Source organism: Alkalimonas mucilaginosa (assembly GCF_036327005.1).
GTDB classification, from domain to species: Bacteria; Pseudomonadota; Gammaproteobacteria; order Enterobacterales; family Alteromonadaceae; genus Alkalimonas; species Alkalimonas mucilaginosa.
In genome coordinates, this window is record NZ_JAUGZK010000011.1 from 33,286 (window position 1) to 60,083 (window position 26,798).

Sequence of the window (26,798 nt, forward strand, 5' to 3'; positions counted from 1 at the left end):
GCCATAGTTTTGGCCATATCATCATGGCTGGCAATTCATGTCCGGGCAAGGGGGATGCTTTCAGATACGAATATTTGTTGTAAATTTATCAGTTTTTCGTCGGGTGGTTACGGGGGGGGTATCTATACTCAGTTTTTACCAGCGCTCATTCAGCAATGGACTGACAAACATGGAAAAGTTTTGCTTATGTCAAACGATTACTACCGGTTGATCGCCGAAACAACGTCGGATGCATTGGTGGCCCTTTCACCCGATGGCGAGGTGCTGCAATGGAACCAGGGGGCCGAAACGACATTTGGTTTTTCCGAAGCTGAAAGCCTGGGTCGTTCGATATTCGAGCTGATAGTCCCTGCGCATTTGTTGGCAGAGGAACGCAATACTCTGCTGCGAGCCTGCACCGAAGAAGTTTCCGCTTACGAATCTTACCGGGTACGCAAAGATGGTGCTCTGCTCTATCTGAATATTTCAATGCGTGCTGTGCATCGGGACGATGGGCAACTGGCTTTTATTCTCACCAATAAAAAAGACGTGACCCACCTGAAAACCCGTCGGGATACCAAGTTTTTGGAAGCACGCTATCGTGACTTACTGGATTCAACCCCGGATGCGATTGTTATGGTGAATATTTTTGGTCGTATTGTGTTGGCCAATGGCCAGGCTGAACAGGCCTTTGGCTGGTCGAGGGACGAGTTGCTGGGGAAGGCCGTGGAGAGCCTGCTACCAGAGCGCTACCGCTCCTTGCATGTTGGGCATCGCTCGGATTTCTTTACCTCACCCCGCACCCGCTCAATGGGGGCGGGTCTCGAGCTGTATGGTGTGCGGAAAAATGGTGACGAGTTTCCGGTAGAAATCAGCCTGAGCCCGTTACAAACAGAAGAAGGCATACTGGTGATGAGTGCGATCCGTGATATCACCGATCGCAAGCGGGTGGAGCTTGAGCTGCACAGTAAGAATAAAGAGCTTGAACGGGCCAACAATGCCAAAGACAGCTTTTTAGCGGTGATGAGCCATGAGTTGCGTACGCCTCTTAATGCCATTATTGGCTTTACCGGTACTTTGTTGATGAAACTGCCAGGGCCTTTGACTGCAGAACAGGAAAAGCAGTTGGATACCGTCCAACGCAGCGCCCGGCATTTGCTAGCCTTGATCAACGACTTGCTGGATTTGGCTAAAATCAGCGCCGGTAAGATCAGTGTTGAACTGCAGACGCTGGATTGCCGCGATACTGTGCTGGAGGTGTTGAATACCTTGCAGCCCGCAGCAGATCGCAAGGCGTTGCAACTAAGCTCTGAGTTACCGGAGCAGCCATTGCTGGTACTGGCTGATCGACGGGCTTTGCATCAGATTATTCTGAACCTTATGAACAATGCTATTAAATTTACCGAGGAAGGACAAGTACGAATCACCACCGTTTCTGGCTGTGATGAGACCGGCGCTGCGTGGGTTGAGATCCGCGTGCAGGATAGTGGCACCGGTATTTCCTGCGAAGATCAGGCTAACTTGTTTTCTGCCTTTACCCGATTAAACCTCACCAATAACGCCGATAAGGAAGGCACTGGCCTTGGGCTGCATTTAAGCCAACAACTGGCTGAACTGCTGGGGGGAGAAATCCACTGTCAGAGCCAGCCTGGAGTAGGCAGTATCTTTACCCTGCGGTTACAGGGAGTGTCGTTATGAGTGCGCGCATTCTGGTGATTGAAGACAACCAGGCCAATCTGGAACTGATGGTGTATTTATTGCAACAACTGGGAGCGCATCAGGTATTTACAGCTACGGATGGAGTGGCTGGTTTGCTGATGGCAAAGCAGCAGTGTCCGGATCTGATTATCAGTGATGTGCGCATGCCGAATATGGATGGGTATGAGCTGGTTCAGCGCATCAAGCAGGAGCCGGCGCTGCAGCATATTCCGGTTCTGGCTGTAACGGCTTCGGTGATGCCCGAAGAGCGGCAAAAGATCTTGCAGGCTGGCTTTGATGGTTATTTTAGCAAGCCCATTGAGCCTGAAAGCTTTGTGCAGGAGACGGAAAAGTTTTTAGTCAAAGGGAAGGTGTAGCGTCATGCTCTGCATCCTGGTAGTAGATGATCATCCGGACGGTCGCGAATTACTGGTGACTTTACTGGGATACCGTGGATATCGCATGCTGGCAGCCAGTGATGGGCGTGAGGGCCTGAAACTGGTACAACAGGAGCGGCCGGATCTGGTGATTGCAGATGTGCTGATGCCGGTGATGGATGGTTTTGAGTTTGTAAAGCAAGTGCGCGCCCATCCTGAAATTGCGCAAACGCGTGTTATCTTTTATACCGCCAGTTACCATGAACAAGCTGCGATGGATTTGGCTAAAAAATGTGGTGTGCTGGCGGTGCTAACCAAGCCGGCGGAGCCTGAGATGCTGCTGGATACGGTAGAAAGCGTATTGCAGGATGTTGGCGAGCAACCAGTGTGCGCTGAGCCTCAGGAGCTCGAGCAGCAACATTTGCGCTTGATGACGGATAAATTAAAGACCATGGCTGATTCGCTGGGGTTAGCCAACCAGCGGTATGCGGCACTGATTGAGATCAACCTGCAGCTTGCCTCTGAGCGTGATCCGGCGCGCTTGCTGGATGCGCTGTGTCACCAAAGCCGGCAGTTAATCGGGGCCCGCATTGCATTTTTGTATCTGCCGGCGGAATCGGCTGACACTTCGCCGGCGCTGGTAGCCAGTGGGATGGCGGTTGAACCGCAGGCCAGTGACTTTGCCGAGTCCAAATTGTCAGATAGCTTTCATCAAGTACTGCGTGATGGCTTACCCAGGCGACTCGCCAATCCATCCGGACAGGCGGCTGCCATCGGGTTACCTGCCTCTTATCCATCCATGCATGCGCTTTTACTGGCGCCTATTGCCTCGCCGACACAGATTTATGGCTGGATTTGCCTTGGTAACCGCCTGGCAGCCAATGAATTTAATGATGAAGATGAGCAGCTATTAAGTATTTTGGCAGCACAGGCGGGCCGAATGTATGAGCACAGCCGCTTGTTTGCAAAGTTGCAAGAGCAGGATGAACGTTTCCGCCAGTTGGCGGAAAACATCAACGATGTGTTTTGGCTGGTGTCGGTTGAGACGGGCCAGAGTATTTACATCAGCCCGGCTTACGAAGCGATTTGGCAGCAACCCAGGCCAGAGGCCGGAAAGCAATCCCGGGATGCGCTGTTAAGGCTTCATCCGGATGATAATGAGTTGTTGCCCGATATCGAGAAAGAACAACAGGAGTACGATACCACGTACCGGATCATCCGGCCCGATGGTTCGATACGCTGGATCCACGATCGGGGCTTCCCGGTATTTAATACTGCAGGCGAGTTGTATCGCTTTGCCGGTATTGCCAAGGATATTACCAGCAACAAAGAAAGCGAAGAAAAGATTGCCCGCCTCACCAGGTTGTACGCTGTTTTGAGCCAAATTAATGCCACTATAGTGCGGCAACATGATCGCGAAGCGCTGTTCCAGGAAGCTTGTCAGATCGTGGTGCAACATGGCCAGTTTGACTTGGCCTGGATTGGCCATTGGGAGCCGAACAGTAAAGCAATCCGGCTCACGGCCCTTCAAGGGCGTTTTAGCAGTTCGGCCCGGCGCCGGCAAGTGTTTGCTTTGCAGGGGCAGCTGTGCCCTTTACCTGCTGGAGTGATGGCGCAGGCCCTTGGTAGTAAAGAAATTGCTTTTTGCAATGATGTGGCTTTGTTGCCACGGATGGGGCCATCACCCTTGTACCGGGTTCGTGCTGATTATGGTTCTGAAATAGCTTTGCCTTTGCTTATTGAGGATCAGGTTATTGGGCTCTTTGTACTTTATGCTCAGGAAACCGGTTTTTTCGATAAAACGGAATTAGCGTTACTTAAAGAGTTGGCACATGATATCTCTTTTGCTCTGGAGTTTATTGCCAAAGAAGAACAAGCCAATTATCTGGTGCATTATGACGTGCTGACCGGACTGGCCAATCGTTTTTTATTCCATGAACGACTGGGGCAATGGCTGCAAGCGGCACAGCGGGAAGATGAGCAATTGGCGGTGCTGATTGTGGATGTTGTCCGCTTTAAACAAATCAATGATGCGTTGGGGCGGCAAGCGGGAGATGGTTTGATTCTGGAGCTGAAGCGGCGTCTTCAGCAGTGTGTGCCTCAGGCAGTGGATTTGGCCAGGGTAGGACCGGATCTTTTTGCGTTGGCATTGCCGGATGTTCGAAGTGCAGATGAAATTGCTCGCTTGATTGAAGGCCCGATCAAACGGGCATTAGGGCAATCATTTATTTTGGAGCACAAAGAGCTGGTGGTATCGCACCGTATTGGCATTGCTTTGTTCCCAGACGATGGCAAGGATGCTGAGTCGCTATTTCTGCATGCAGAGCTGGCATTAAAACAAGCCAAGTTTAAAGGGGTGCCCTATCTGTTTTTTGATCAGGAGATGTCCAGGCAGGTGGCGCAAAAGCTGGAGTTGGAAAACAAACTGCGCCGGGCCCTGGACCATGCTGAATTTCGCTTGTTTTATCAGCCCAAAGTGAGTTTACAAACCGGTGCCATTGTGGGGATGGAGGCATTAATTCGTTGGCAGAGCCCTGAACGCGGGCTGGTGGCTCCCTTTGAGTTTATCCCGATGTTGGAGGAGACCGGTTTGATCCTGGAGGTTGGCAACTGGGTCATAACGCAAGCGCTACGGGATCTGCAAAACTGGACCGAACAAGGAATTAGCGTCCCTCGAGTGGCAATCAATCTTTCAGCGGTACAGCTTAGTCAGCGTGACTTTGTCGGGTATCTTGAAGAGATGCTGCAACCGGATACTGCGACCAACCTGCTGGAGTTAGAGCTCACCGAGAGTGTAGTGATTGGCAATGTGACCGACAGTCAGCAAAAGCTTGGTCAGTTGCGTGCACTCGGTGTAACCATAGCGATTGACGACTTTGGTACCGGCTACTCTTCACTTAGCTACATCGCCCGGTTGCCATTGGATACCTTAAAGATCGATCGCTCCTTTGTGCTCAAAATGATGGAGAATCAAGCCGAGCGGATGATTGTCTCCACCATCATTACCATGGCACACAATATGAAGCTGAAAGTGGTGGCTGAAGGGGTCGATAGCAGGGAGCAACTGGCACTGTTGCGTGAGCTTAATTGCGATGAAATGCAGGGCTATTTGTTCAGTAAGCCGATACCTGCCAGGGACATCGGTCAACTGTTGTCGCAAGGTGCCAAGCTGGCGCTGTAATGTCCGTTTTTACAGCAACCACTATGGGTAAGGAATGAACTCCTCTTCATCCCCCGGGACCTTGGGAAAGCGGCCTTGTTGCCAGTCCTGCTTTGCCTGCGCGATACGCTCTTTGCGGCTAGAGACAAAATTCCACTCCATAAAGCGCGGGCCAATGGTTTCTCCGCCAATCAGTGCCAGGCGACTTGGTGCGGTAGCGGTCAGGCGAACACCTTCCGCAGCTTTAAGTACCATCAACTGCCGGGCCTGCAACTGGCTGTCTTGCAGCTGCACCTGGCCGGATACCAGATACAGGCCGCGCTCTGCACAGTCTGGCAGCAGCAGGCTCTGGCCGGCTTGCAGCTCAGCTTCAAGGTACAGGGTTTGGTAGAAGGTTTTGACCGGTGACGTCAGGCCATAGGCCGAGCCAATCAGCACCCGTACTGGAACGCCATCGACCAGGGTGCCCGGGATACTGCTGGCCGGGTAGTGGTAAAAGGCTGGATCAATTTCTTCATCGGTTTCAGGCAGCGCCATCCATAATTGCAGGCCGTGCAACCGGTGCGGCTGAGCGGTGATTTCTGGTCGTTCCCGCTCGGAGTGTACGATGCCTTTGCCTGCCACCATCAGGTTAATGGCTCCCGGGGTAATGGCCTGGTAGCTTCCCAGCGAATCGCGGTGCAAAATCTCACCTTCAAACAGATAGGTCACGGTTGCCAGATTCACATGCGGATGGGGCCGCACATTGATGCCGCTGCCAGCGGCAAATTCAGCTGCACCCATCTCATCAAAAAATAACCAGGGGCCGACACTGCGCCGTTCACGCACCGGCAGGCTGCGCCGGACAGAGAATCCACCCAGATCTTTTGGCTTTGGGTCGATAATCAGCTCGATAGCGGCGCAGCCGTGCCGTATGCTGCAATCGGACTCCGGCTGTTTGTCTGTTGTACTCATACCATCCTCACTTGCTGGGCTTTGTGCACAGCGTTGCTTAAATTTAGGTGCTAAGGCCAGGCAAATCAAACCACAAGGCATGAACCGGCCCAGAGCTGGCGATGGCGGGTGTTGCTGACTGATCCATCAGCTTGATACCATCACCTGGCTGGAGTTGTTCGCCGGCCAGGCTGAGCTCACCGGCGATCAGATGCAGGTAATAGGCCCGATTGGGTTGCATCGGCAGCTGCAGTTGCTGCTGCTCACTCAGCCGTAACTGCGACACGCTGGCATCTTGCCTGATTTGTAAGGTGCCATCACGCCCATCCGGCGTGATCACCGGGGTCAGGCCCGGTTGATCGCCAAAGTATTTTTGCTGATAGCCAGGAGCACCATCGAACTGATTGGGTTCTATCCAAATTTGCAAAAACGCCAACTCCTCGTTGGGGCTGGCATTGTATTCGCTGTGGTAAATCCCCCGGCCCGCGCTCATCAACTGAAATTCACCGGCTGGCAGCACTTCCTCATTGCCGGCTGAGTCTTTATGAGCAATGGCGCCCTGCAGCACATAACTAATGATCTCCATATTGCGGTGACCATGGGTATCAAAGCCGGCCCCAGCTGCCACTCTGTCGTCATTAATCACCCGCAGTTTGGAAAAGCCCATCTGCTGTGGGTTGTAATAGTGGCCAAAGGAAAAGGTATGGCGGCTTTTCAGCCAGCCAAAACTGGCTCGCCCCCGCTCATGGCTTCGGATGATTTCAAACATAAGGTGCTCCCATAGTGTTTTACACCCTGCTACTTTAGCTGGCTTGGCTGCCAGTATATATCGGATAAAAATGAACTATTTGTTCGTTACAATCGATTGGTTACTACCGATTCGTTACTATTGAATAGATGCAGGCTAACTTATCAGCGCTGATTTTTTGCACTATCGTTCTAATAATTCGTACATATCAATTCTTATTATCCAATTTTATAATTCATTCGGCCCTTCTATACTGTTCTCATCGACAACGGGGATTTTGTCTGAGCAGGTCGACATCCAACTAACTGACAGAGGAATACATGATGAACAAAGCAATGGCATTACTGAAAAAATTGGCAGCAACCGAAGCAGGTTGGGGCGCTTTGGCGCTTAGAGTCCCTGTCGGCATCATCTTTGCCGCCCATGGTGCCCAGAAGTTATTCGGCTGGTTTGGTGGTTATGGTTTAGCAGGCACCGGCGGTTGGATGGAGAGTATTGGTCTGGCGCCGGGCGTGCTGATGGCATTTTTAGCTGGTTCTGCCGAGTTCTTTGGCGGCATCGCACTGGTCATTGGCTTGTTAACCCGGCCTGCTGCCGCAGTGCTTGCTGTAACCATGCTGGTGGCAATATTTGCGGTGCACTTTGAAAACGGCCTCTTTATGAGCAACAATGGTTACGAATTTGGCTTGGCCTTGCTGGCAGCCAGTGTTTCCTTGTTATTCAGTGGTGCAGGCAAAGCCTCGGTGGATGCTGCGCTAAGCCGCAGCCACTAAATGTGCAACTGAATCAACCCGGCCCCGGCCGGGTTGTTCGCTTTTAACCAACAGGGAGTCTGCAATGGCCCGTTCAACCTTAGAGCAGTGGCGGATGTTTAAAGCGGTGGCCGAGCATGGTGGCTTTCATCAGGCCGCAGAAGCGGTGTTTAAAAGCCAGTCCAGCATTCATCATGCGGTCCATAAGCTTGAAGATGTGCTTGGGGTCACGCTGTTTCAGGTCGAAGGGCGCAAAACTCAGTTGACCGCTGCCGGTGAACAGTTGCTGCGCCGCATCAATTTTTTGCTGACCGAAGCCGAGCGGATGGAGCAGGTGGCTTTGAACCTGCAGGCGGGCGTAGAGTCGACACTGAGTATTGCCGTGGACGAAGCTTTTCCCCGGGATATTTTGTATCAGACCCTGTCAGCGGTATCACACGAGTACCCGCTGATCCGCATTGAGCTGATGGAAACCATACTGGCTGGCGCCAATGAACTGCTGGCGCAAGGCAAAGCTGAAATTGCGGTCGCCCCCTACACTTTGGCCGATAACCTGAGTGAAGATATATGCCAGGTTGAATTTGTTGCTGTTGCTAGCCCGATGCACCCATTGCATCAGATAAAGCGCGCACTGACCCTGGAGGATTTGAAGAATTGCAGGCAAATTGTGTTGCGTGACTCCGGTAAAGCTCGCGATAAAGATTATGGTTGGTTGGGTTCGGAGCAGCGCTGGACCGTCAGTCATACGGGCACTTCGATTGAGCTGTTGCAAAAAAACCTCGGTTTCGCCTGGTTACCACTTCATGCGGTGCAGCCTTATTTGCAGACTGGGCAGCTGCAGGTACTGCCCTTACCCAGAGGCAGCAGCCGCAGCATGACCTTTTATCTGAACTTTAACGATGCCGATACTCTGGGGCCGGTTGCCCGGACGTTTTTGGGGCATCTGCGGTATTTGACGCAAAACCATGAGCTTGCAGCAGGTGTCATAACATCCTAGTATGGAAATACTCCCACTCTGGATAAAGGCCTACTGATGAAAACCATGCTCAATACTGTACTCACTTTCTGGTTTGAAGAGCTGAACAAAGAACAGTGGTTTGCCAAAAATCCGGAGCTGGATCAGCAGATCCGTGATGTGTTTGGCAAGCTGCATCAGATGGCGGCCTGCTGTGAGCTTTATCCCTGGCGGCAAGAGCCGCGGGGGCGATTGGCAGAGATTATTGTGCTCGATCAGTTTTCGCGCAATATTTACCGCGACAGCCCTCAGGCTTTTGCCTGCGATCCTCTCGCGCTTGGCCTGGCGCAGGAAGCCATCAACCTGGGTTTGGATCAAGAGTTAACCCCTTCAGAACAAAGCTTCTTGTACATGCCCTTTATGCACAGCGAGTCGTTGGCTATTCATGATGTGGCGATGCGGTTGTACGATCAGGAGGGTTTGGAAGACAACTTGCAATTTGAAATCAAACACCGCGACATCATCGAGCGCTTTGGCCGCTACCCGCATCGCAATGCCATTCTGGGCCGCTCCTCTACCGATGAAGAGTTGGCCTTTTTGCAACAGCCCGGCTCTGGCTTTTAACCTATTTGATTTGTTGCGTTTTCACTCTAAGCTTAGCATAAGGATAGTTCTGGAGACGCTTTATTTGAACTCAATATACTGTGTGCTCATCGCTGTGTTTATAACGGGCATTTCCCCGCTATCTGAGGCAACGGAAGACTTGGTGCTGTATACCGAACATTTCCCGCCGTTTAGTTATGAGCAGGATGGTGCTATTACCGGCACCAATACCGAGATAGTGCGACGCCTGTGTGAGCGGGTGGCTATTCGGTGCAGTTTTCAGTTGTATCCGTGGCGGCGCGCCTTTGAGCATACATTAAGCACTGCTAATGCCGGACTGTATTCTACCTCGCGCAGTCAGGAGCGTGAGGCGTTGTTTCAGTGGGTGGGGCCGCTGGCGTATACCACACCTTATTTGTATCGCTTGAAAAGTCGTTCCGATATTCAATTGCTACAGATTGATGATGCCAAGAATTATATGGTGGCGGTGGCGCGAGGCGATGTGTTCGAGGAGTACTTCTTACAAAAAGGCTTTGAGCATGGGCAGCACTTGTTGGATTTTGAATCCAAGTCGGCTGCAACGCCATTGTTTTTACAGGGGCGGGTTGATTTGTTGGTGTCTTCGGAGCTGGTGATGCCGGTATGGCTGGCACAGCACCAGCAAAATATGACGGTGGTGGAGCCTGTTATTGCCTTAGAAGGAGTTGCCGGTAATTATCTGGCATTACATCCGGCGGTGCCTACTGAGTTGGTGTTGCGTTTACAAAAAGAGCTGGATGCAATGCGGAAAAATGGTGAGTTCGCGGCGATTGTACACAGCTTTCAGGTGCTAGATTGAGGATTATTTTGCAGCGCTGTACGAAAGCGCTGTTTTTTTCTTGTGCAAGTCGGCAGGCCTCCGTTACCATCGTGTCATGATGAAAGAAGCAATGGAACAGCCACATTTTTGGCAGGTATCCAGCCAGAATCAAACCTATACCGAGCTCTGCAACGCATTGTACGAGCGCGAACTGTTGCGCCTGGCACAGCCTGGAGCCGTTGCCGCTGAGCAGTTACCAGCAATACTGGCCAGTTTACCATTTTACATTCGTAAGGCTGCACAGCGTATTTTAAAGGTCCAGTCGCCCTTGTTGTTGGACAGTCAGAATGCCTCCTGGTATGCCAGTCAGGCTACCCATTGCCCGGTTAACCGACAACGACCGGATCAAATTGCCCGTTTCTTTGAAAAAGCAGCTAAACCTGGTTTGTTGGTGCCGGTATACCGTGAACACTTGGGGGGGGAGGCTATATTACTGGATGCCATTGATGAGGTCGATAAAGTGGGTCAGCGTCTGCATTGCAACCAGCATGGTTGGTTTGCCTTTGCCGGTACGCCGTTAGGAAGCGACAATGCCGATAAATTTGTGCTGCAGCCGATCAAGGTGGTCATGACTGCCTGCTGTTGTGGCCATCAATGGAGCAATCAAAAGCGTGCTGTACCCAGGGCTCTGAGCTTACGTGAGTTGCTTTTGACCACAGGAGTGAATTGGAAAAACTTTGCCAAACCCCATCTGCAATCCCCTCTCGCTATGAGTTAAGGCTTCCCTCTGTGCGCTGAAGGCTTCATAATAACTGCATGATGATCCCCGAGTTGGTGGCATGCGATTACTGACGATAGCTTTTGTTTTACTTTTTGTCGTACTGCAGTACCGGCTGTGGTTTGGTCAGCACAGTGTGAGTGATTATCTGCAGCGAAGCCATCAGTTGGAGCAACAACAAGTCGCTAATGAGGAACTGGCCAAGCGCAATCGCTTGCTGCTTGCCGATGTTGATGATTTGCGTCAGGGACTGGAAGCCATTGAAGAGCGGGCCCGCAATGAGCTTGGTATGATTCGGGATGATGAAGTGTTTTTCCGCATTGTGTCGGATAATGCCCGCCGGACCAGACAATTGCAGGATGTCCATAGCCATCCTCAGCAGGAACGTCGATGACTGGACTGGATCCTTTGCGCCTTGCGGCCGTGGTTCCGGCTGCAGGTATAGGCAGCAGAATGCAGAGTGAGCTCCCCAAGCAGTATTTGAAGCTGCACGGCCGGACGATTCTGGAGCATAGTGTTGCTGCACTTCGGCAAGCACAACCCCAATTGCCGCTGGTAATTGCCCTGGCGGAACATGATCGGTACTTTTCCCAAACATCGCTTGTCGGCTGTGGCGGCATCCAAACTGTTCCGGGTGGAAAAGAGCGGGCTGACTCGGTGTTGGCGGCTTTACAACAGTTGGATGTGGCCAGCTACGACTGGGTACTGGTGCATGATGCTGCCAGGCCCTTATTGCATGTAACTGACTTAAAAAAACTAGTGACACAATGCCAGCAAGCCGGCTGTGGTGGTATTTTGGCTGCCCCAGTGCGTGATACCATGAAGCGTGGTGGCCCCCAAATCGAGCAGACGGTCGACCGCCACCGTCTCTGGCATGCGTTAACTCCACAGTTATTTCCATTGCTACCATTAAAGCAGGCACTAACTGCAGCTCTAGCTGAAGGGGTTACGATTACCGATGAAGCTTCGGCTATGGAGTGGGCGGGTCATCCTGTGTTGTTGGTGGAGGGGCGGAGCGATAATATCAAAGTGACCCGGCCCGAGGATCTGGCTCTGGCAGCATTTTATTTGGAGACGCAACGATGAGAGCATTTCGTATTGGCCATGGTTTCGACGTACACGCTTTTGGTGGCGATGGTCCTGTTACCCTGGCGGGTGTTCAAGTAGATTACCCCCAGGGGTTGCTCGCTCACTCCGATGGGGATGTGGTGTTGCATGCTTTGACCGATGCCATTCTGGGGGCGTTGGCACTTGGTGATATTGGTCACCACTTTCCCGACACCGATGCAGCCTATGCCAATATCGACAGTCGTTTGCTGTTACGCCAGGTGGTTGTGACCATGCAACAGCAAGGCTGGCAGTTGGGTAATCTGGATATTACGATTATGGCGCAAGCCCCCAAGATTGCACCTCATATTGCAGCGATGCGTACTGTGATTGCTGAAGATTTACAGGCTGATCTAAGTCAAATCAATGTGAAAGCGACTACCACAGAGCGCTTGGGCTTTGTCGGGCGAAAAGAAGGCATTGCAGCAGAAGCTGTGGTGTTGCTGGTGGCTTCTTGATGACAGCGACAGAGCTGAGTTGGCTGTATGGCCGCCCCCAAGCCGCAGCCTGTATCCGGAGTCAGCCTGAAGACTTTATCGTGGATGAAGAACTCAATTTCAGTCCCAGCGGTGCGGGTGAGCATCTGTTGCTGCAGATTGAGAAAATTGGCCAGAATACCCAGTTTGTCGCCCGGCAACTGGCAGAGCGCAGCGGCCTTAAAAATCGTGATATCAGTTTTGCCGGCCGCAAGGACCGACATGCGATTACCCGGCAGTGGTTTTGCCTGCCCTGGCCAATCAAAGCGGATGTACCTTGGCAGGACTGGCAGGGAGAGGGCTACCGGATTTTGCAGGTGCAGCGTCATCATCGCAAGCTACGGTTGGGGGCTTTGAAGCGCAATCACTTCCAAATCTGCTTACGTCAGGTAGAGGATATCGCTGCAGTGTTACCGCGCCTGGCGCAGGTGCAACAGGGCGTGCCGAATTATTACGGTGAGCAACGTTTTGGCATTGATGGCGGTAACCTGGCCAAAGCAAAAGCGCTGTTTGCCGGTCAGGGTATTGCTGATCGGCAGTTGCGTGGTCTGGTCTTGTCAGCAGCACGCTCCTTTTTATTTAACCAACAAGTCTCGTCGCGAATTGCCGCCGGTTATTTCAACACCCTGTTACCAGGCGATATCGTGCAGCTGGATGGCTCTGGCTCCATTTTTCGTGCGGATGAGGAACTGGATGCATTGCAGCAACGTGTAGAGCAAGGCGATCTTCATCCAACCGCAGCACTCTGTGGTTTGGCTGCAGCCGAAAAATCCCAGCCCAAGCAGGAGGCGGCCCGATTGGAAGCCAGTTGGTTGGCCGGGCATGATAGCCTGGTACAAGGGTTGATTGATTTTCGTTTAAAGGCAGAGCGTCGCACTATCCGGCTGGTACCACAACAACTGAGTGCGACGCAACAAGCCGATACAATTTTGCTGAAATTTGCGCTGCCAACGGGTTGTTTTGCCACCAGTGTGCTGCGAGAATTGGTGCAGTATAGCGACCTTGGTGCCCAGTAGCAGTATGGAGAATACAAATGCGAATTTTGTTAAGTAATGATGATGGCGTCTACGCCAAGGGCATACAGGTGTTGCAGCAAGCGTTGTCACAAATTGCTGAGGTCACCACGGTTGGGCCGGATCGCAATTGCAGTGGCGCCAGCAATTCACTCACTTTACTCAATCCACTCAGGACCCAGCAACTGGATAATGGCTACATTGCTGTCAGTGGTACACCAACGGACTGTGTGCACTTGGCGATTAGTCAACTGCTGGATTTCACCCCGGATCTGGTAGTGGCAGGCATCAACCATGGTGCTAATATGGGGGATGATGTGATTTACTCTGGCACGGTTGCAGCGGCAACGGAAGGGCGGCATTTAGGGCTGCCAGCCATAGCGGTCTCTTTGGCTGGTCATGACGACGAGCATTTTGAAACTGCTGCCTATGTGACAGTACAGGTGATTAAAAAGCTTAAATCGCACCCATTACCAGCCGACCAAATCTTGAACATCAATGTCCCGGCCATTCCGGTAGCGCAATTAAAAGGTTTGCAAATTACCCGGCTTGGCCGGCGGCATAAAGCAGAAACCATGACCAAAGCACGTGACCCTTGGGGGCGTGATATCTACTGGTATGGCTCTTTGGGGCCCGAACTGGATGCGGGCCCAGGCACAGATTTTTATGCTATCGCCAATGGCTATGCTTCTATCACTCCCATTCATGTGGATATGTCCGCCTACAAAAGCATGGAACAACTCAGTCAGTGGCTAGAAGGAATTAAGTTGTAAATGGCCGTAGCAACTCAACGCAGCGCCAGTGTGCTGGCACAAAAATTACAAAGTGAAGGCATTCGTAATCAGCAAGTAATCGCAGCCATTGCCCAAACTCCAAGGCACTTGTTTGTGGAGACCGTATTGGCGCACAAGGCTTATGAAAATACTGCATTACCGATAGGTCATGGTCAGACCATTTCTCAGCCCTACATCGTCGGACGCATGACGGAGCTGTTGTTGGCTGGCGCTAAGCATCAGCATGTACTGGAGATTGGAACAGGTTCAGGGTATCAAACCGCTGTGCTGGCTCAGCTGTTTGAGCGGGTTTACAGCGTAGAGCGTATCAAGAGCTTGCAGTTTCAGGCTAAAAGGCGGCTGCAGCAGTTGGATTTACACAATGTATCGATGAAGCACGGTGATGGTTGGCAAGGCTGGACCAGCAAAGCACCTTTTGATTGCATTCTGGTAACAGCGGCACCTAGTGCGGTGCCGCAGGCACTGTTGCAGCAGTTAAGTGATGGCGGGCGACTGGTTATCCCGGTGGGTACTGATGAGCAGGTATTGCGTGTTATTGTGCGGCAAGGTGATAATTTTGTAGAAGAAAATGTCGAGGCTGTTCGCTTCGTTCCGTTGGTGCCAGGTGAGCTGGCCTGATTGATCTTACAGCACAGGGTGTGGTGATGTCGTATTTGATGGTGTGGTGCAAGGGACTGATGATGGGCGCTGCTGATATTGTGCCCGGTGTTTCTGGGGGAACCCTGGCTTTGTTGCTGGGGATTTATGAGCGGCTGATTCGGGCGATTCGATCGGTGGATCATCATGCGTTGGGAATGCTATTACGCGGTCGTTTTCTGGCAGCGTGGCAGCATATTGATGGCACATTTTTACTCTGTCTGTTCGGCGGTATTTTACTCAGTGTGTTTGTGCTGGCTAATGGAGTCAGTTGGATGTTGCTGCATCAGCCTGTGCTATTGTGGTCGCTATTTTTTGGCTTGATTCTGGCTGCTTTGCCACCTTTATGCATGCGGTTGCGCTGGGACCGGCTGCGTTTGTTGCTGCTGTTGGCTGGTATTGTGTTGGCCTTGATCATTGGTCGTTTGCAGCCGGTAGAGCTTGAGCCCGAGCTTTGGATGTTCTTTGTTGCAGGCGCCATTGCGATTTGTGCCATGATTTTACCAGGCATATCGGGTAGTTTTATTTTGTTGTTGTTAGGCATGTATGCGCCTGTGCTACTGGCTGTGACGGAGTTGCAGTTGTTGCCATTGTTGTTATTTGCCAGTGGTTGCGCATTGGGCTTGCTTAGCTTTTCCCGCTTGTTATCCTGCTTGCTGGCACGCTACCATGATGCCACACTGGCACTTTTGGTTGGTGTAGTGATAGGGGCTATGTACCGGGTCTGGCCCTGGCAGTTGGCAGGTGAACCTGTGAGCTGGCAAACCTATCAGCAATCGCATGATTCCTTGCAATTGCTTGGAGCGCTATTGATGGCGTTACTCGGTATCGCATTAATGCAAGGTATGCTGCGTCTTGAGCGGCAGGTAGCAAGTGAAGATATAAGCAGAACATGAGGTTGCGATGAGCGCACCTACAGCACCAGTTGGATACAGAGACAGCCTTGGCATGCTGCCAGGTCTCTGCTGGTTGTTGGTGGTGGTGACTTTGCTGCTGCTTTTAAGCGGTTGCGCCAAGCGCTCTGCTCCAGCTCCGGTCGAGCGTTTGCAGATTAATTCAGCACAGTCATCGCGAGGTGATATTCGCACCGATACGTACCAGGTGGTACGCGGTGACACACTCTACTCTATTGCTTTTCGAGCCGGGCAGGATTTCCGGGAGCTGGCCAGGCGCAATCAGATTGAAGCGCCTTACATTATTCAGCCGGGACAGCAGTTGCGTATGACCGGAAGCGCTCCTGCTGTTCGTCAAAGCAGTCGGCCAGCACAGGCTACCGCAGTTGTGCAGCCAGCGCCAGTAGTAACCAGGCCAGCACCAGTTGCGCCATCGACACAAAGAGCTCAGACCAATCCAACCCCGCCGGCAAAATCGGTTGCGCCGCGTCAGCAAACGGGTTATGTTCATAATACACCAGCACAAACCCCGAAAAAAACGGAGCAGAATACCCCAACTGGCAACAGATTGCAATGGCAGTGGCCTGTCCGTGGCAGCATACTGGCGCGTTTCTCGCATCAGGAGCATGGCAGCAAAGGCATTAAGATTGCCGGCAATGAAGGGCAACGCATTAATGCGGCTGCGGCAGGCCAGGTGGTGTATGCCGGCAATGCACTGAGAGGCTATGGCAATTTAATCATCATTAAACACAACGATGATTATCTGAGTGCTTATGCCCATAACAGCCGTTTGCTGGTTCGGGAGCAACAACAAGTGAGTGCTGGGCAACATATTGCCGATATGGGCAGTACTGAAGCTAGTCGAACACAATTGCACTTTGAAATCCGTTTTCGAGGGCAATCGGTTGACCCGCTGCAATTTCTACCGAAGTAATGAAAGGCGACATTATAAAAACAGACGTCCTGAAGGACGCATGGGCGGTCAAAACCAATCATTGGGCTGACTGTACCGCAAACACCCTATTAGATGTGGGAGAAGGATATGGGACCTAAGGCAAGACATGAGCGTGATGATAGCAGTGATGATGTGAACGACGATCTGTCCTTGGTGGAGGATGCGGATGAGCCGGATACCGCTGAACTTACCGAAGAAGATAATGACAGTGATAATGACGATGTATTTGCCAAAGACGACAATTATCGAGCTTTGGATGCAACACAGATGTATTTGGGAGAGATTGGTTTTTCACCGTTATTAAGCGCTGAAGAAGAAGTCTACTTTTCGCGGCTGGCACTGAAAGGTGATGAGGCCGCTCGTAAACGCATGATTGAGAGCAATCTGCGGCTGGTGGTGAAAATTGCTCGCCGTTATATCAACCGGGGCCTGGCCTTGCTTGATCTGATTGAAGAAGGCAACCTTGGCTTAATTCGGGCTGTCGAAAAGTTTGATCCAGAGCGAGGCTTCCGTTTTTCAACCTATGCGACCTGGTGGATCCGTCAAACCATTGAGCGGGCCATTATGAACCAAACCCGCACCATTCGTTTGCCTATCCATGTAGTCAAAGAGCTCAACATTTACCTTCGTGCCGCCCGTGAGTTATCACAAAAGCTGGATCACGAGCCAACGGCAGAAGAAATTGCTATCGCCTTGGATAAGCCGGTAGAAGAAGTCAGCAAGATGCTCAAATTGAATGAGCGCATTACCTCCGTAGATGGCCTGGCTGCAGGCTCGTCAGATAAGCAATTGCTTGATGTGATAGCCGATGAAAAAGAGCTGGGGCCTGAAGTGGAGCTGCAGGATCAGGACATCAAACAGCATCTGGTGCAATGGCTGGATGAACTGAACCCGAAACAGCGTGAAGTACTGGCCCGTCGCTTTGGTTTGTTGGGGTACGAGCCTTCCACGTTGGAAGATGTCGGCCATGAAATTGGCCTGACCCGCGAGCGGGTGCGGCAAATTCAGGTGGAGGCCTTGCGGCGGTTAAAGGAAATCGTTACCCATCAGGGGCTCAATATTGAAACCCTGTTTCAGGATTAAGTTACTGATTTAAAAAAAGCGCCGTCGGGCGCTTTTTTGTTGGGAGCTTTACTCGGCCAACTGCGCCTGTAACTGATACAGTACATCCAGCGCCTGGCGGGCGCTGAGATCGTCCGGATTGATGCTGCGTAGTTGCTGCAACACCGGATGCTCCGGGGCCAGTAGATCCAGTTGCGCTGCGGCTGCCGGCTGTGAGCTGGCTGCTGCCGTTGGCTCGGCCTGCTCCAGTTGCTGTAACTTGCGTCTGGCTTGCTGGATCACCACTTTAGGCACACCGGCCAGTTGCGCCACCTGCAAGCCAAAGCTTTTGCTGGCGGCTCCTTCCTGTACATGGTGCATAAAGGCAATGGTGTCGCCATGCTCAACCGCATCGAAATGCACATTGGCCAGCCCATCCAACTCATCCGCCAGTTGCGTCAGTTCAAAGTAGTGGGTAGCAAACAAGGTCATGGCTTTTAATTGCCGGGCCAGATAGTCGGCGCAGGCCCAGGCCAGTGATAACCCATCGTAGGTGCTGGTGCCGCGGCCCACTTCATCCATCAGTACCAGGCTGTGTGGGGTGGCGTGGTGTAAAATGGTGGCGGTTTCGGTCATTTCCACCATAAAGGTTGAGCGACCGGAGGCCAGATCATCCGACGCGCCAACCCGGGTAAAGATCCGATCGATTGGGCCTATCACCGCCCGTTCGGCGGGGACATAGCTGCCAATAGCGGCCATCAGCACGATTAGCGCAGTCTGGCGCATATAGGTGGATTTACCGCCCATGTTGGGGCCTGTGATCAGCAGCATACGCCGCTTGGGCGACAGTTGCAGTGGGTTGGCAATAAAAGGCTCCTGCATGACCTGCTCAACCACCGGATGGCGTCCTTGCTCAATCTGAATACCAGTGGCGGCTTGAAGCTCCGGCTGTTGGTAATTCAGCACATCAGCGCGCTCGGCAAAGGTACTCAAGACATCCAGTTGCGCCAATGCTGTTGCCAGCTGTTGCAGCTCGGCCAGTTGCGGTAGAACCTGATCAAACAGCGCATCGTACAGCTGCTTTTCCAGCGCCAGCGCTTTGCTTTGGCTGCCTAGAACCTTGTCTTCGTATTCTTTCAGCTCCGGGATAATAAAACGCTCGTTATTTTTCAGTGTTTGGCGGCGAATGTAGTCTGCCGGTACTTTATGATCCGAGCCACGGCCAATTTCAATGTAATAACCATGCACCCGGTTAAAACCAACCTTGAGTGAACTGATGCCGGTGCGCTCTTTTTCCCGGGCTTCCAGTTGCTGCAGGTAATCGGTGGCACCGGTCGCCAGTGCCCGCCAATGATCCAGTTCTTCATGATAACCTGAAGCAATGACACCACCATCGCGGATCAGCACAGGTGGCTGCTCAACAATGGCGCGCTCCAGTAAGGCACAGAGCTCTGGCAGTGGCTCGGCCTGGCTGGCCAGTGTGCTCAGTAAAGGGCTGTGCCAACTGCTGGCCAATGGGTGCAACTCAGGCAGTTGTTGCAAGGCCTGGCGCAGCCTTGCAAAATCGCGCGGCCGGGCAGAGCGTAAGGCAATACGGGCAATCACCCGCTCGATATCCCCAATGTGCTTTAGTTGCGGCTGTAGCTCTGGATAGAAGTCTGTCAGCTCCGTCACCGCTTGCAGACGTTCTGTGATGCGCTGCTGCTGGCGGAGTGGTGCATGGATCCAGCGCTGCAACAAACGCGAGCCCATGGCGGTCTGGGTGTGATCCAGTACATCCAGCAAGGTATGTTCGCGGCCGCCGGCCAGGTTTTGCGTCAGCTCAAGATTACGCCGGGTGGCGGCATCCAGCACAATGTAGTCATCGCTTTGCTCTTTGGCGATGGCGCGGATATGTGGCAACTGGCTGCGCTGGGTATCTTTGACGTACTGCATTAAGCAGCCCGCAGCCATCAGGCCCACCGGGGCATCTTCTACGCCAAAGCTCAGCAAATCCTTGGTGCCAAATTGCTGGCACAACAAACGCCGGGCAGTCTCGGCTTCAAACTCCCAGACTGGGCGGCGACGGTTGCTGCAACGCACCGGCAGCAGTTGCTGAGCGGCCAGCTCTTCACTGTATAGCAGCTCTGCCGGCTGCAGCCGCTGCAATAAAGCCTGTACATCGCTTTCTGTGCTTAGTTGCTGCAGTAAAAAACGGCCACTGGCCAAATCCAGCCATGCCAGGCCAAACTGATCCTTGTGCTGCACCAGGCTGCCCAGCAGGGTATCGCGCCGCTCCTGCAGCAGAGCTTCATCGGTGACCGTACCTGGCGTGACTATACGCACGACCTGACGCTCAACCGGGCCTTTGCTGGTCGCCGGATCGCCAATCTGCTCACAAATAGCGACTGACTCACCGAGCTGTACCAGCCGGGCCAGGTAGGATTCGACCGCATGGTAGGGTACGCCGGCCATCGGGATCGGCTGGCCACCACTTTGGCCGCGCTTGGTCAGCGAGATATCCAGCAAGCGGGCTGCTTTTTTCGCGTCGTCATAAAACAGTTCGTAAAAATCGCCCATACGGTAGAACAGCAGAATATCCGGATGCTGGGCTTTTAACCCCAGATATTGTTGCATCATCGGGGTATGGGTACTGGCAGCTTGCCCCAGGGCTGTGGTGGACGGCATAATGGTATCAAATTCCTTGCATATGGATCGCTATGAGCACCACCACCGACACCTTGCAACTGGCGCAGACACTGGGCCAGTTATTAATCGAGCAACAGCTGATGGTGACGACGGCGGAATCCTGTACCGGCGGTGGCTTAGCATACAACCTAACCGCTGTAGCCGGTAGCTCTGCGTATCTGGATCGCAGTTTTGTCACCTATAGTAACAAATCCAAACAGCAATTATTAGCGGTGGATGCGCAAACCCTGCAGCAGCATGGTGCGGTTAGCCTGCAAACGGTGCAGGAAATGGCGGCCGGTGCTGCCAAAGCCGCTGCTGCTGATTTAGCCATTGCAATTTCCGGTATCGCCGGGCCTGGAGGCGGCTCTGAGTACAAGCCGGTGGGGACGGTGTGTTTTGCATTTTGGTTGGATGGTATCTGCACCAGCAACCAGCAGCACTTTGTCGGTGATCGGACAGAAATCCGCCAGCAAGCCATCGATTTTGCGCTGCAACAAAGCATCCGGCTGTTGACAGCAAGCGCAAACTAAACTACTGTATGCTCATACAGCATTCAGCCCAATCTAATTTTTCGGGAGTCATCAATGGACGACAATAAACAAAAAGCGCTGGCCGCCGCCTTAGGCCAAATTGAACGTCAGTTCGGTAAAGGCTCGATTATGCGACTGGGTGACAGCACAGCGCTGGATATTGCCTCTGTGTCGACGGGCTCACTGGGGTTGGATATTGCGCTTGGCATTGGCGGTTTGCCGTATGGTCGTATTGTTGAAATCTATGGGCCTGAGTCCTCCGGTAAAACCACCCTGACTTTGCAGGTGATTGCCGAAGCGCAGCGCGCCGGTAAAACCTGTGCCTTTATCGATGCCGAGCATGCGCTCGACCCGGTGTATGCCGCTAAGCTGGGGGTGAATGTCGATGATTTGCTGGTATCACAACCGGATACCGGTGAGCAGGCACTGGAAATTTGCGACATGTTGGTGCGCTCTGCCGCGGTCGATGTGGTCATTGTGGACTCGGTCGCTGCCTTAACGCCGAAAGCGGAAATCGAAGGCGATATGGGCGACAGCCATATGGGCTTGCAAGCCCGCTTAATGTCGCAAGCATTGCGTAAACTGACCGCTAATATCAAGCGCTCTAACACTCTGTGTATTTTCATCAACCAAATCCGGATGAAGATTGGCGTGATGTTCGGCAACCCGGAAACCACTACCGGTGGTAACGCACTGAAGTTCTATGCCTCCGTCCGGTTGGATATTCGCCGTATTGGTTCAGTGAAAGATGGCGATGAAATCATTGGTAACGAAACCCGGGTTAAAGTGGTGAAAAACAAGGTAGCGCCACCCTTTAAACAGGCTGAGTTTATTATTACCTATGGCCAGGGCATCAATAAGCAGGGCGAGCTGCTCGATCTGGGGGTGCAGGAAAAACTGGTGGATAAATCCGGTGCCTGGTATGCCTATCAGGGTAATAAAGTCGGGCAGGGCAAAGCCAATGCGATGAAGTTTCTGTTGGACAATCCAGCCATTGCTAATGAAATTGAAGCCGAGTTGCGTAACCGCTTGCTGCTAAAACCAGAAACAATCAAGAAAGCTGCGTTAGATACAGCAGAAGAGTTGCCAGCAGAAGAGTAAGTTTTTACGGCGCTCACATCATGCCAGCCATAGTGCTGGCATTTTTTATGGGCAATGATGGGCTTCAGCCGCAATACCGCAAACCACCAGTTTTGGACGTCTATACGTTTAGAAGTTGACTTTTCCCGGTTTTTTACGCACACTCCACTCATTGTTTTCAGTGGGTGTGGAGTCGTTATGCCAATTAAAGTTGTCGATCAACTGCCTGCAGTAGGGGCTTTGTCTGCAGAAAATGTGTTTGTCATGACCGAAAGCCGGGCAGCCAGCCAGGATATCCGGCCGCAGCGTATCGCCATCTTAAATCTGATGCCAAATAAAATTACCACTGAAATTCAGCTGTTACGCTTGTTGGCAAACTCGCCTTTGCAGGTGGATGTGGAGCTGCTGCGGCTGGACGATCATGTCAGCAAACATACGCCGGAAAGCCATTTAAACTGTTTCTACCGTTATTTTTCTCAGGTCGCGGATCAAAAATACGATGGCTTGATAATCACTGGCGCACCGCTTGGTTTAGTTGATTATGAAGATGTCACCTACTGGGATCAGTTGGAAGGGATCTTAAGCTGGGCCGACAGTCATGTGACCTCCACTTTGTTTTTGTGTTGGGCTGCACATGCTGCTCTGTATCATTATTATGGTTTGCAGCGTGAAATTCGTGGTGACAAGTTATCCGGTGTCTATGCCCAGCAGTTAAAGCAGCCGCTGTGTCCGCTGGTGCGTGGCTTTGATGACGCCTTTCAGGTGCCGCATTCCCGTTATGCCCAGGTCCCCAAGCAGCGTTTTTCGCAGCATGATGACTTGCACATTCTGGCCGAATCCGATGTAACGGGTCCTTACTTATTGCAGAACAGCAGTGGCAGCCGGGTCTTTGTCACCGGCCATCCGGAGTACGATGTGAATACCTTGGCCGATGAATACCAACGTGATCTGGCCGCCGGGTTGAACCCGAAGATCCCAGAACACTATTTTCCGCAGGATGATCCCAGCCAGCCGCCTTTAAAATTATGGCAAAGCCATGCCTTTTTGTTATTCAGTAACTGGTTAAACTATTATGTCTATCAGGCCACCCCTTTTGATCTGGGAGCCATTGGCCAGAGGTGAGGTTTCATGAGCAAAGCACGATTGACCCCTGAGCAGCTGCGTACCGTGTTAGCGCAGCGGATCCTGATCCTGGATGGTGCCATGGGGACTATGATCCAGGCCCATCAACTGCAAGAAGCTGATTACCGTGGCAGTGAGTTTGCTGACTGGCCGACAGATTTAAAAGGCAACAATGACCTGTTAGTACTGACTCAGCCGGACATTATTCGCGCGATTCATCGTCAGTATCTTCAAGCTGGAGCTGATATTGTCGAAACCAACAGCTTTAATGCCACCACCATCGCTATGGCCGATTATCAGATGGAGGCACTCTCGGCACGCATTAACCGTGAAGCTGCCCGACTGGCCCGTGAAGCCTGTGACGAAATCAGCGCGCAGACCCCAGGGCGGCCGCGCTATGTTGCAGGCGTTTTGGGGCCAACCAACCGTACTGCGTCGATTTCACCGGATGTAAATGATGCTGGTTTTCGTAATGTCAGCTTTGATGAGCTGGTTACAGCTTACAAAGAGTCGACTCATGCCCTTATTGAAGGTGGTGCCGACATCATTATGCTGGAGACTATTTTCGATACCTTAAACGCCAAAGCAGCAGCCTTTGCTGTGTTGGAGGTCTTTGACGAGCTTGGCTTTGAGCTGCCGGTGATGATCTCCGGCACCATCACCGATGCATCCGGTCGGACGCTGTCGGGCCAGACCACAGAAGCCTTCTACCATTCGCTGGCGCATGTGAAACCAGTCTGTTTTGGCCTAAACTGTGCGCTGGGGCCTGATTTATTGCGACCTTATGTCGAGGCCCTTTCTACTGTATCGGAAGCTTTTGTCTCGGTACACCCAAATGCTGGTTTACCAAATGAATTTGGCGAGTATGACTTGGGTGCTGACGAAATGGCGGCAGAAATTGCCGATTGGGCCAAGCAAGGCTTTGTCAATATTGTCGGTGGTTGCTGCGGTACCACGCCAGAGCACATTCGTACCATCGCTGCAGCGGTCGCTGGCGTGTCGCCGCGTCAACCGAAACCTGCCAGCCATCAGTTTAATCTGGCTGGCCTGGAAGCTTTTTCACCGGAGTGGTAATGCAACAACAGGCACGATTTATCAATATCGGTGAGCGCACCAATGTCACTGGTTCAGCACGTTTTAAAAAGCTGATTTTAAATGGTGATTATGAAACCGCGCTCGAAGTGGCCAAGCAGCAGGTTGAGAACGGTGCTCAGATCATCGACATCAATATGGATGAAGCCATGCTCGACAGCAAGGCGGCCATGGTGCGTTACCTCAATTTGCTGGCTGGTGAGCCGGACATTGCCCGGGTACCGATCATGGTTGATTCCTCCAAGTGGGAGGTGATCGAAGCGGCGCTAAAATGCATTCAGGGCAAGGCCATTGTAAACTCCATATCCTTAAAAGAAGGCGAAGCCCCCTTTTTAGAACAAGCCAGACGTATTCGGCGCTATGGCGCAGCCGCTGTGGTGATGGCCTTTGATGAAGTGGGCCAGGCCGATACCAAAGCGCGGAAAGTCGAAATTTGTCAGCGCGCTTATCATTTGCTGGTGGATAGCGTGGGCTTCCCACCGGAAGACATTATCTTTGATCCCAATATTTTTGCGGTAGCGACCGGCATCGAAGAGCACAACAATTATGCCGTGGATTTTATTGAGGCCTGCCTCGATATCAAACGCTTGTGCCCCTATGCCAAGATCTCCGGCGGTGTGTCCAATATTTCGTTCTCGTTTCGGGGTAATGATCCGGTGCGTGAAGCCATGCATTCGGTGTTTTTGTACCATGCTATCGCCGCTGGCATGGATATGGGTATCGTCAATGCTGGTCAGTTGGCGGTATACGACGATATCCCAGAGCTGCTTCGCGAGCGGGTGGAAGATGTCATCTTAAACCGGCGCGAGGATGCCACCGAGCGTTTGCTGGAGATTGCACCTGAATTTAAAGGTGATGGCAGCGTGGCAGAAAAGCAGGACGATGCCTGGCGCAGCCTGCCGGTAAACAAACGGCTGGAGCATGCGCTGGTTAAAGGGATTACCGATTACATTGAACAGGATACCGAACAAGCCCGCCAGCAGGCGGAAAAACCACTGCATGTGATTGAAGGCCCGTTGATGGATGGCATGAATGTGGTGGGCGACTTGTTTGGTGAGGGCAAAATGTTCCTACCGCAGGTGGTGAAATCTGCCCGGGTGATGAAAAAAGCGGTGGCTTATTTGCAGCCTTATATCGAGGCGGAAAAGTCCGGTGGTCAGGCCCAGGGTAAAATTTTGCTGGCCACGGTCAAAGGTGATGTGCACGACATTGGCAAAAACATTGTCGGCGTGGTACTGCAGTGCAACAACTTCGAAGTCATTGATTTGGGCGTGATGGTGCCTTGCGCTAAGTTGCTGCAGGTGGCCAAAGATGAAAATGTCGATGTGATTGGCTTGTCAGGCTTAATCACCCCATCACTGGATGAAATGGTGCATGTGGCGAAAGAAATGACACGGCTTGGTTTTGAACTACCACTGTTGATTGGCGGCGCTACTACTTCCAAGGTACACACCGCGGTGAAGATAGAACCGCACTATCAGCATGGGGTGGTCTATGTACCGAATGCTTCGCGCAGTGTCTCGGTAGTGCAGTCTTTGATCAGCCAAAGTAGCAAAGCCGATTATCTGGCGCGAACTAAGCAGGAATACATCACGGTTCGTGAGCAGCATCAGCGCAGCCGTCCGGGTCAGAAGATGCTGAGTTTAGCTGAGGCTCGGGCCAATAAGTTTCAGCTGGATCTAACCAGGGTAGCGTCAGCTCCGAAACAACCGGGTGTGCACCTGTGGACCGATGTGGATTTGCAGCAGCTGCGTGATTACATCGACTGGACACCATTCTTTATGACCTGGCAGCTGTCGGGCAAATACCCGGCCATTTTAAATCACCCGGAAGTTGGTCTTGAGGCACGCAAGTTACTGGCTGATGCCAATGCTATGCTGGATCAGATGATTGGCAGCAAGCGCATTCAGGGCAAAGCTGTGTTTGGCCTGTTTCCTGCTAACAGCGACGGCGACGATATTATTGTTTACACCGATGAGAGCCGCAGCAACGAAAGGTGTCGTCTGCATCAGTTGCGTCAGCAGTTGCAGTTGCGTAATCAGATCCCCAACAGTTGTCTGAGTGATTTCATTGCGCCGGTCAGTAGCGGTGTGGCTGATTACATCGGGGCTTTTGCGGTGAGTACTGGCTTTGGCGCTGATGAGTTTGCCGCAGAATTTGCCGCAGCGCACGATGATTACAACAGCATTCTGGTCAAAGCATTGGCCGATCGGCTGGCTGAAGCGCTGGCGGAGTTTCTGCATCTGAAGATCCGCCGTGAGTATTGGGGCTATGCGGCCGATGAGCAACTGGAAAATGAACAGTTGATTCGAGAGTTGTACCAGGGCATCCGGCCGGCACCAGGTTACCCGGCATGCCCTGAGCATACGGAGAAGGGTACTTTGTGGCAGCTGCTGGATGTGGAGGCCCAAACCGGCATGCAGCTGACTGAAAGCTATGCTATGTGGCCAGGTGCTGCGGTCAGCGGCTGGTATCTGGCTCATCCGGACAGCAAGTACTTTGCGGTTAGTAAAATTGGCCGTGATCAACTGGTTGACTATGCAGCACGTAAAGGCTGGAGCGAACCTGAAGCTGAGGTATGGCTTGCACCTAATCTAAACGATTAAG

General features: G+C 52.3%; 25 protein-coding genes. 22 read left to right on the forward strand and 3 right to left on the reverse strand.

Going from position 1 to position 26,798, the window contains the following annotated elements; genetic code table 11:
• The first annotated feature begins 186 nt into the window (after positions 1-186).
• Genes QWF21_RS13635 through QWF21_RS13645 form a run of 3 tightly spaced genes read left to right on the forward strand, consistent with a single transcriptional unit; the run spans position 187 to position 5,235 of the window.
• The gene (locus QWF21_RS13635) at positions 187-1,677 is read left to right on the forward strand and encodes a PAS domain-containing sensor histidine kinase (RefSeq protein WP_330088600.1); all 1,491 of its coding nucleotides are present in this window, start codon (positions 187-189) and stop codon (positions 1,675-1,677) included.
• Positions 1,674-2,054, forward strand: a complete 381-nt coding sequence (locus QWF21_RS13640) for a response regulator (RefSeq protein WP_330088601.1) — start codon at positions 1,674-1,676, stop codon at positions 2,052-2,054. The genes QWF21_RS13635 and QWF21_RS13640 overlap by 4 nt, the downstream gene beginning before the upstream one ends.
• A gap of 4 nt (positions 2,055-2,058) precedes the next feature.
• The gene (locus QWF21_RS13645) at positions 2,059-5,235 is read left to right on the forward strand and encodes an EAL domain-containing protein (protein ID WP_330088602.1); all 3,177 of its coding nucleotides are present in this window, start codon (positions 2,059-2,061) and stop codon (positions 5,233-5,235) included.
• A gap of 21 nt (positions 5,236-5,256) precedes the next feature.
• Here the strand turns inward: QWF21_RS13645 and QWF21_RS13650 are convergent, their stop codons facing one another.
• The gene (locus QWF21_RS13650; RefSeq protein WP_330088603.1) at positions 5,257-6,168 is read right to left on the reverse strand and encodes a pirin family protein; all 912 of its coding nucleotides are present in this window, start codon (positions 6,166-6,168) and stop codon (positions 5,257-5,259) included.
• 43 nt (positions 6,169-6,211) lie between these two features.
• Positions 6,212-6,916: a pirin family protein gene (locus QWF21_RS13655; protein ID WP_330088604.1), complete on the reverse strand. Its 705-nt coding sequence runs from the start codon at positions 6,914-6,916 to the stop codon at positions 6,212-6,214.
• A gap of 302 nt (positions 6,917-7,218) precedes the next feature.
• Between QWF21_RS13655 and QWF21_RS13660 the strand changes: the two genes are divergently transcribed.
• The 14 genes from QWF21_RS13660 to rpoS all read left to right on the forward strand — a co-directional run bounded on the left by QWF21_RS13660 (position 7,219) and on the right by rpoS (position 17,739).
• Entirely contained in the window at positions 7,219-7,668 is a 450-nt protein-coding gene (locus QWF21_RS13660) for a DoxX family protein (RefSeq protein ID WP_330088605.1), read from the forward strand.
• Positions 7,669-7,732: 64 nt separating this feature from the next.
• Complete coding sequence (locus tag QWF21_RS13665; RefSeq protein WP_330088606.1) at positions 7,733-8,644, forward strand: LysR family transcriptional regulator; 912 nt, start codon at positions 7,733-7,735, stop codon at positions 8,642-8,644.
• A gap of 45 nt (positions 8,645-8,689) precedes the next feature.
• On the forward strand, positions 8,690-9,226 hold the full coding sequence (locus tag QWF21_RS13670) for a DUF924 family protein (protein ID WP_330088674.1): 537 nt from the start codon (positions 8,690-8,692) through the stop codon (positions 9,224-9,226).
• 142 nt (positions 9,227-9,368) lie between these two features.
• Positions 9,369-10,043: a substrate-binding periplasmic protein gene (locus QWF21_RS13675; protein WP_330088607.1), complete on the forward strand. Its 675-nt coding sequence runs from the start codon at positions 9,369-9,371 to the stop codon at positions 10,041-10,043.
• Positions 10,044-10,134: 91 nt separating this feature from the next.
• Complete coding sequence (locus QWF21_RS13680) at positions 10,135-10,782, forward strand: hypothetical protein (protein WP_330088608.1); 648 nt, start codon at positions 10,135-10,137, stop codon at positions 10,780-10,782.
• Positions 10,783-10,843: 61 nt separating this feature from the next.
• On the forward strand, positions 10,844-11,176 hold the full coding sequence (gene ftsB, locus QWF21_RS13685) for a cell division protein FtsB (protein ID WP_330088609.1): 333 nt from the start codon (positions 10,844-10,846) through the stop codon (positions 11,174-11,176).
• Positions 11,173-11,868, forward strand: coding sequence for a 2-C-methyl-D-erythritol 4-phosphate cytidylyltransferase (ispD, locus tag QWF21_RS13690; RefSeq protein WP_330088610.1), 696 nt, complete (start codon positions 11,173-11,175; stop codon positions 11,866-11,868). Before ftsB ends, ispD begins: the two co-directional genes overlap by 4 nt.
• Entirely contained in the window at positions 11,865-12,347 is a 483-nt protein-coding gene (gene ispF / locus QWF21_RS13695; protein ID WP_330088611.1) for a 2-C-methyl-D-erythritol 2,4-cyclodiphosphate synthase, read from the forward strand. The genes ispD and ispF overlap by 4 nt, the downstream gene beginning before the upstream one ends.
• Positions 12,347-13,381 carry a tRNA pseudouridine(13) synthase TruD gene (gene truD, locus QWF21_RS13700; RefSeq protein WP_330088612.1) on the forward strand — a complete coding sequence of 345 codons (1,035 nt, stop codon included), beginning with the start codon at positions 12,347-12,349 and terminating at the stop codon, positions 13,379-13,381. Before ispF ends, truD begins: the two co-directional genes overlap by 1 nt.
• 17 nt (positions 13,382-13,398) lie before the next feature.
• The gene (surE, locus tag QWF21_RS13705; RefSeq protein ID WP_330088613.1) at positions 13,399-14,151 is read left to right on the forward strand and encodes a 5'/3'-nucleotidase SurE; all 753 of its coding nucleotides are present in this window, start codon (positions 13,399-13,401) and stop codon (positions 14,149-14,151) included.
• Positions 14,152-14,790 (forward strand): protein-L-isoaspartate(D-aspartate) O-methyltransferase, encoded by a 639-nt coding sequence (locus QWF21_RS13710; protein ID WP_330088614.1) that lies wholly within the window; start codon positions 14,152-14,154, stop codon positions 14,788-14,790.
• Positions 14,791-14,816: 26 nt separating this feature from the next.
• Positions 14,817-15,704 (forward strand): DUF368 domain-containing protein, encoded by an 888-nt coding sequence (locus tag QWF21_RS13715; protein ID WP_330088615.1) that lies wholly within the window; start codon positions 14,817-14,819, stop codon positions 15,702-15,704.
• A gap of 7 nt (positions 15,705-15,711) precedes the next feature.
• A complete protein-coding gene (locus tag QWF21_RS13720; RefSeq protein ID WP_330088616.1) occupies positions 15,712-16,635 on the forward strand; it encodes a peptidoglycan DD-metalloendopeptidase family protein in 924 nt (307 codons plus the stop codon).
• Positions 16,636-16,743: 108 nt separating this feature from the next.
• Entirely contained in the window at positions 16,744-17,739 is a 996-nt protein-coding gene (gene rpoS / locus QWF21_RS13725) for an RNA polymerase sigma factor RpoS (protein WP_330088617.1), read from the forward strand.
• A gap of 48 nt (positions 17,740-17,787) precedes the next feature.
• Here rpoS and mutS read toward each other — a convergent pair whose 3' ends face one another.
• On the reverse strand, positions 17,788-20,364 hold the full coding sequence (gene mutS / locus QWF21_RS13730) for a DNA mismatch repair protein MutS (RefSeq protein WP_330088618.1): 2,577 nt from the start codon (positions 20,362-20,364) through the stop codon (positions 17,788-17,790).
• A gap of 32 nt (positions 20,365-20,396) precedes the next feature.
• On the opposite strand from mutS, the gene QWF21_RS13735 reads away from it, so the two are divergent.
• The 5 genes from QWF21_RS13735 to metH all read left to right on the forward strand — a co-directional run bounded on the left by QWF21_RS13735 (position 20,397) and on the right by metH (position 26,797).
• On the forward strand, positions 20,397-20,897 hold the full coding sequence (locus tag QWF21_RS13735; protein WP_330088619.1) for a CinA family protein: 501 nt from the start codon (positions 20,397-20,399) through the stop codon (positions 20,895-20,897).
• Positions 20,898-20,951: 54 nt separating this feature from the next.
• Positions 20,952-21,998, forward strand: a complete 1,047-nt coding sequence (gene recA, locus QWF21_RS13740; protein ID WP_330088620.1) for a recombinase RecA — start codon at positions 20,952-20,954, stop codon at positions 21,996-21,998.
• Positions 21,999-22,175: 177 nt separating this feature from the next.
• Positions 22,176-23,099, forward strand: coding sequence for a homoserine O-succinyltransferase (locus QWF21_RS13745; RefSeq protein WP_330088621.1), 924 nt, complete (start codon positions 22,176-22,178; stop codon positions 23,097-23,099).
• A gap of 6 nt (positions 23,100-23,105) precedes the next feature.
• Positions 23,106-24,173, forward strand: a complete 1,068-nt coding sequence (locus QWF21_RS13750; protein ID WP_330088622.1) for a homocysteine S-methyltransferase family protein — start codon at positions 23,106-23,108, stop codon at positions 24,171-24,173.
• The gene (metH, locus tag QWF21_RS13755; protein ID WP_330088623.1) at positions 24,173-26,797 is read left to right on the forward strand and encodes a methionine synthase; all 2,625 of its coding nucleotides are present in this window, start codon (positions 24,173-24,175) and stop codon (positions 26,795-26,797) included. The genes QWF21_RS13750 and metH overlap by 1 nt, the downstream gene beginning before the upstream one ends.
• Position 26,798 lies beyond the last annotated feature (1 nt).

What these genes read in the sequence shown, in the direction of transcription:
- QWF21_RS13660 (WP_330088605.1), top strand. Translation starts at nt 7,219, where the DNA reads ATGAACAAAGCAATGGCATTACTGAAAAAATTGGCAGCAACCGAAGCA.
- surE (WP_330088613.1), top strand. Translation starts at nt 13,399, where the DNA reads ATGCGAATTTTGTTAAGTAATGATGATGGCGTCTACGCCAAGGGCATA.
- QWF21_RS13650 (WP_330088603.1), bottom strand. Translation starts at nt 6,168, where the DNA reads ATGAGTACAACAGACAAACAGCCGGAGTCCGATTGCAGCATACGGCAC.
- truD (WP_330088612.1), top strand. Translation starts at nt 12,347, where the DNA reads ATGACAGCGACAGAGCTGAGTTGGCTGTATGGCCGCCCCCAAGCCGCA.
- QWF21_RS13640 (WP_330088601.1), top strand. Translation starts at nt 1,674, where the DNA reads ATGAGTGCGCGCATTCTGGTGATTGAAGACAACCAGGCCAATCTGGAA.
- ftsB (WP_330088609.1), top strand. Translation starts at nt 10,844, where the DNA reads ATGCGATTACTGACGATAGCTTTTGTTTTACTTTTTGTCGTACTGCAG.
- QWF21_RS13645 (WP_330088602.1), top strand. Translation starts at nt 2,059, where the DNA reads ATGCTCTGCATCCTGGTAGTAGATGATCATCCGGACGGTCGCGAATTA.
- ispD (WP_330088610.1), top strand. Translation starts at nt 11,173, where the DNA reads ATGACTGGACTGGATCCTTTGCGCCTTGCGGCCGTGGTTCCGGCTGCA.
- QWF21_RS13680 (WP_330088608.1), top strand. Translation starts at nt 10,135, where the DNA reads ATGGAACAGCCACATTTTTGGCAGGTATCCAGCCAGAATCAAACCTAT.
- metH (WP_330088623.1), top strand. Translation starts at nt 24,173, where the DNA reads ATGCAACAACAGGCACGATTTATCAATATCGGTGAGCGCACCAATGTC.
- QWF21_RS13655 (WP_330088604.1), bottom strand. Translation starts at nt 6,916, where the DNA reads ATGTTTGAAATCATCCGAAGCCATGAGCGGGGGCGAGCCAGTTTTGGC.
- QWF21_RS13735 (WP_330088619.1), top strand. Translation starts at nt 20,397, where the DNA reads ATGAGCACCACCACCGACACCTTGCAACTGGCGCAGACACTGGGCCAG.
- QWF21_RS13670 (WP_330088674.1), top strand. Translation starts at nt 8,690, where the DNA reads ATGCTCAATACTGTACTCACTTTCTGGTTTGAAGAGCTGAACAAAGAA.
- ispF (WP_330088611.1), top strand. Translation starts at nt 11,865, where the DNA reads ATGAGAGCATTTCGTATTGGCCATGGTTTCGACGTACACGCTTTTGGT.
- mutS (WP_330088618.1), bottom strand. Translation starts at nt 20,364, where the DNA reads ATGCCGTCCACCACAGCCCTGGGGCAAGCTGCCAGTACCCATACCCCG.
- QWF21_RS13715 (WP_330088615.1), top strand. Translation starts at nt 14,817, where the DNA reads ATGTCGTATTTGATGGTGTGGTGCAAGGGACTGATGATGGGCGCTGCT.
- QWF21_RS13750 (WP_330088622.1), top strand. Translation starts at nt 23,106, where the DNA reads ATGAGCAAAGCACGATTGACCCCTGAGCAGCTGCGTACCGTGTTAGCG.
- QWF21_RS13720 (WP_330088616.1), top strand. Translation starts at nt 15,712, where the DNA reads ATGAGCGCACCTACAGCACCAGTTGGATACAGAGACAGCCTTGGCATG.
- recA (WP_330088620.1), top strand. Translation starts at nt 20,952, where the DNA reads ATGGACGACAATAAACAAAAAGCGCTGGCCGCCGCCTTAGGCCAAATT.
- QWF21_RS13665 (WP_330088606.1), top strand. Translation starts at nt 7,733, where the DNA reads ATGGCCCGTTCAACCTTAGAGCAGTGGCGGATGTTTAAAGCGGTGGCC.
- rpoS (WP_330088617.1), top strand. Translation starts at nt 16,744, where the DNA reads ATGGGACCTAAGGCAAGACATGAGCGTGATGATAGCAGTGATGATGTG.
- QWF21_RS13745 (WP_330088621.1), top strand. Translation starts at nt 22,176, where the DNA reads ATGCCAATTAAAGTTGTCGATCAACTGCCTGCAGTAGGGGCTTTGTCT.
- QWF21_RS13710 (WP_330088614.1), top strand. Translation starts at nt 14,152, where the DNA reads ATGGCCGTAGCAACTCAACGCAGCGCCAGTGTGCTGGCACAAAAATTA.
- QWF21_RS13635 (WP_330088600.1), top strand. Translation starts at nt 187, where the DNA reads ATGTCAAACGATTACTACCGGTTGATCGCCGAAACAACGTCGGATGCA.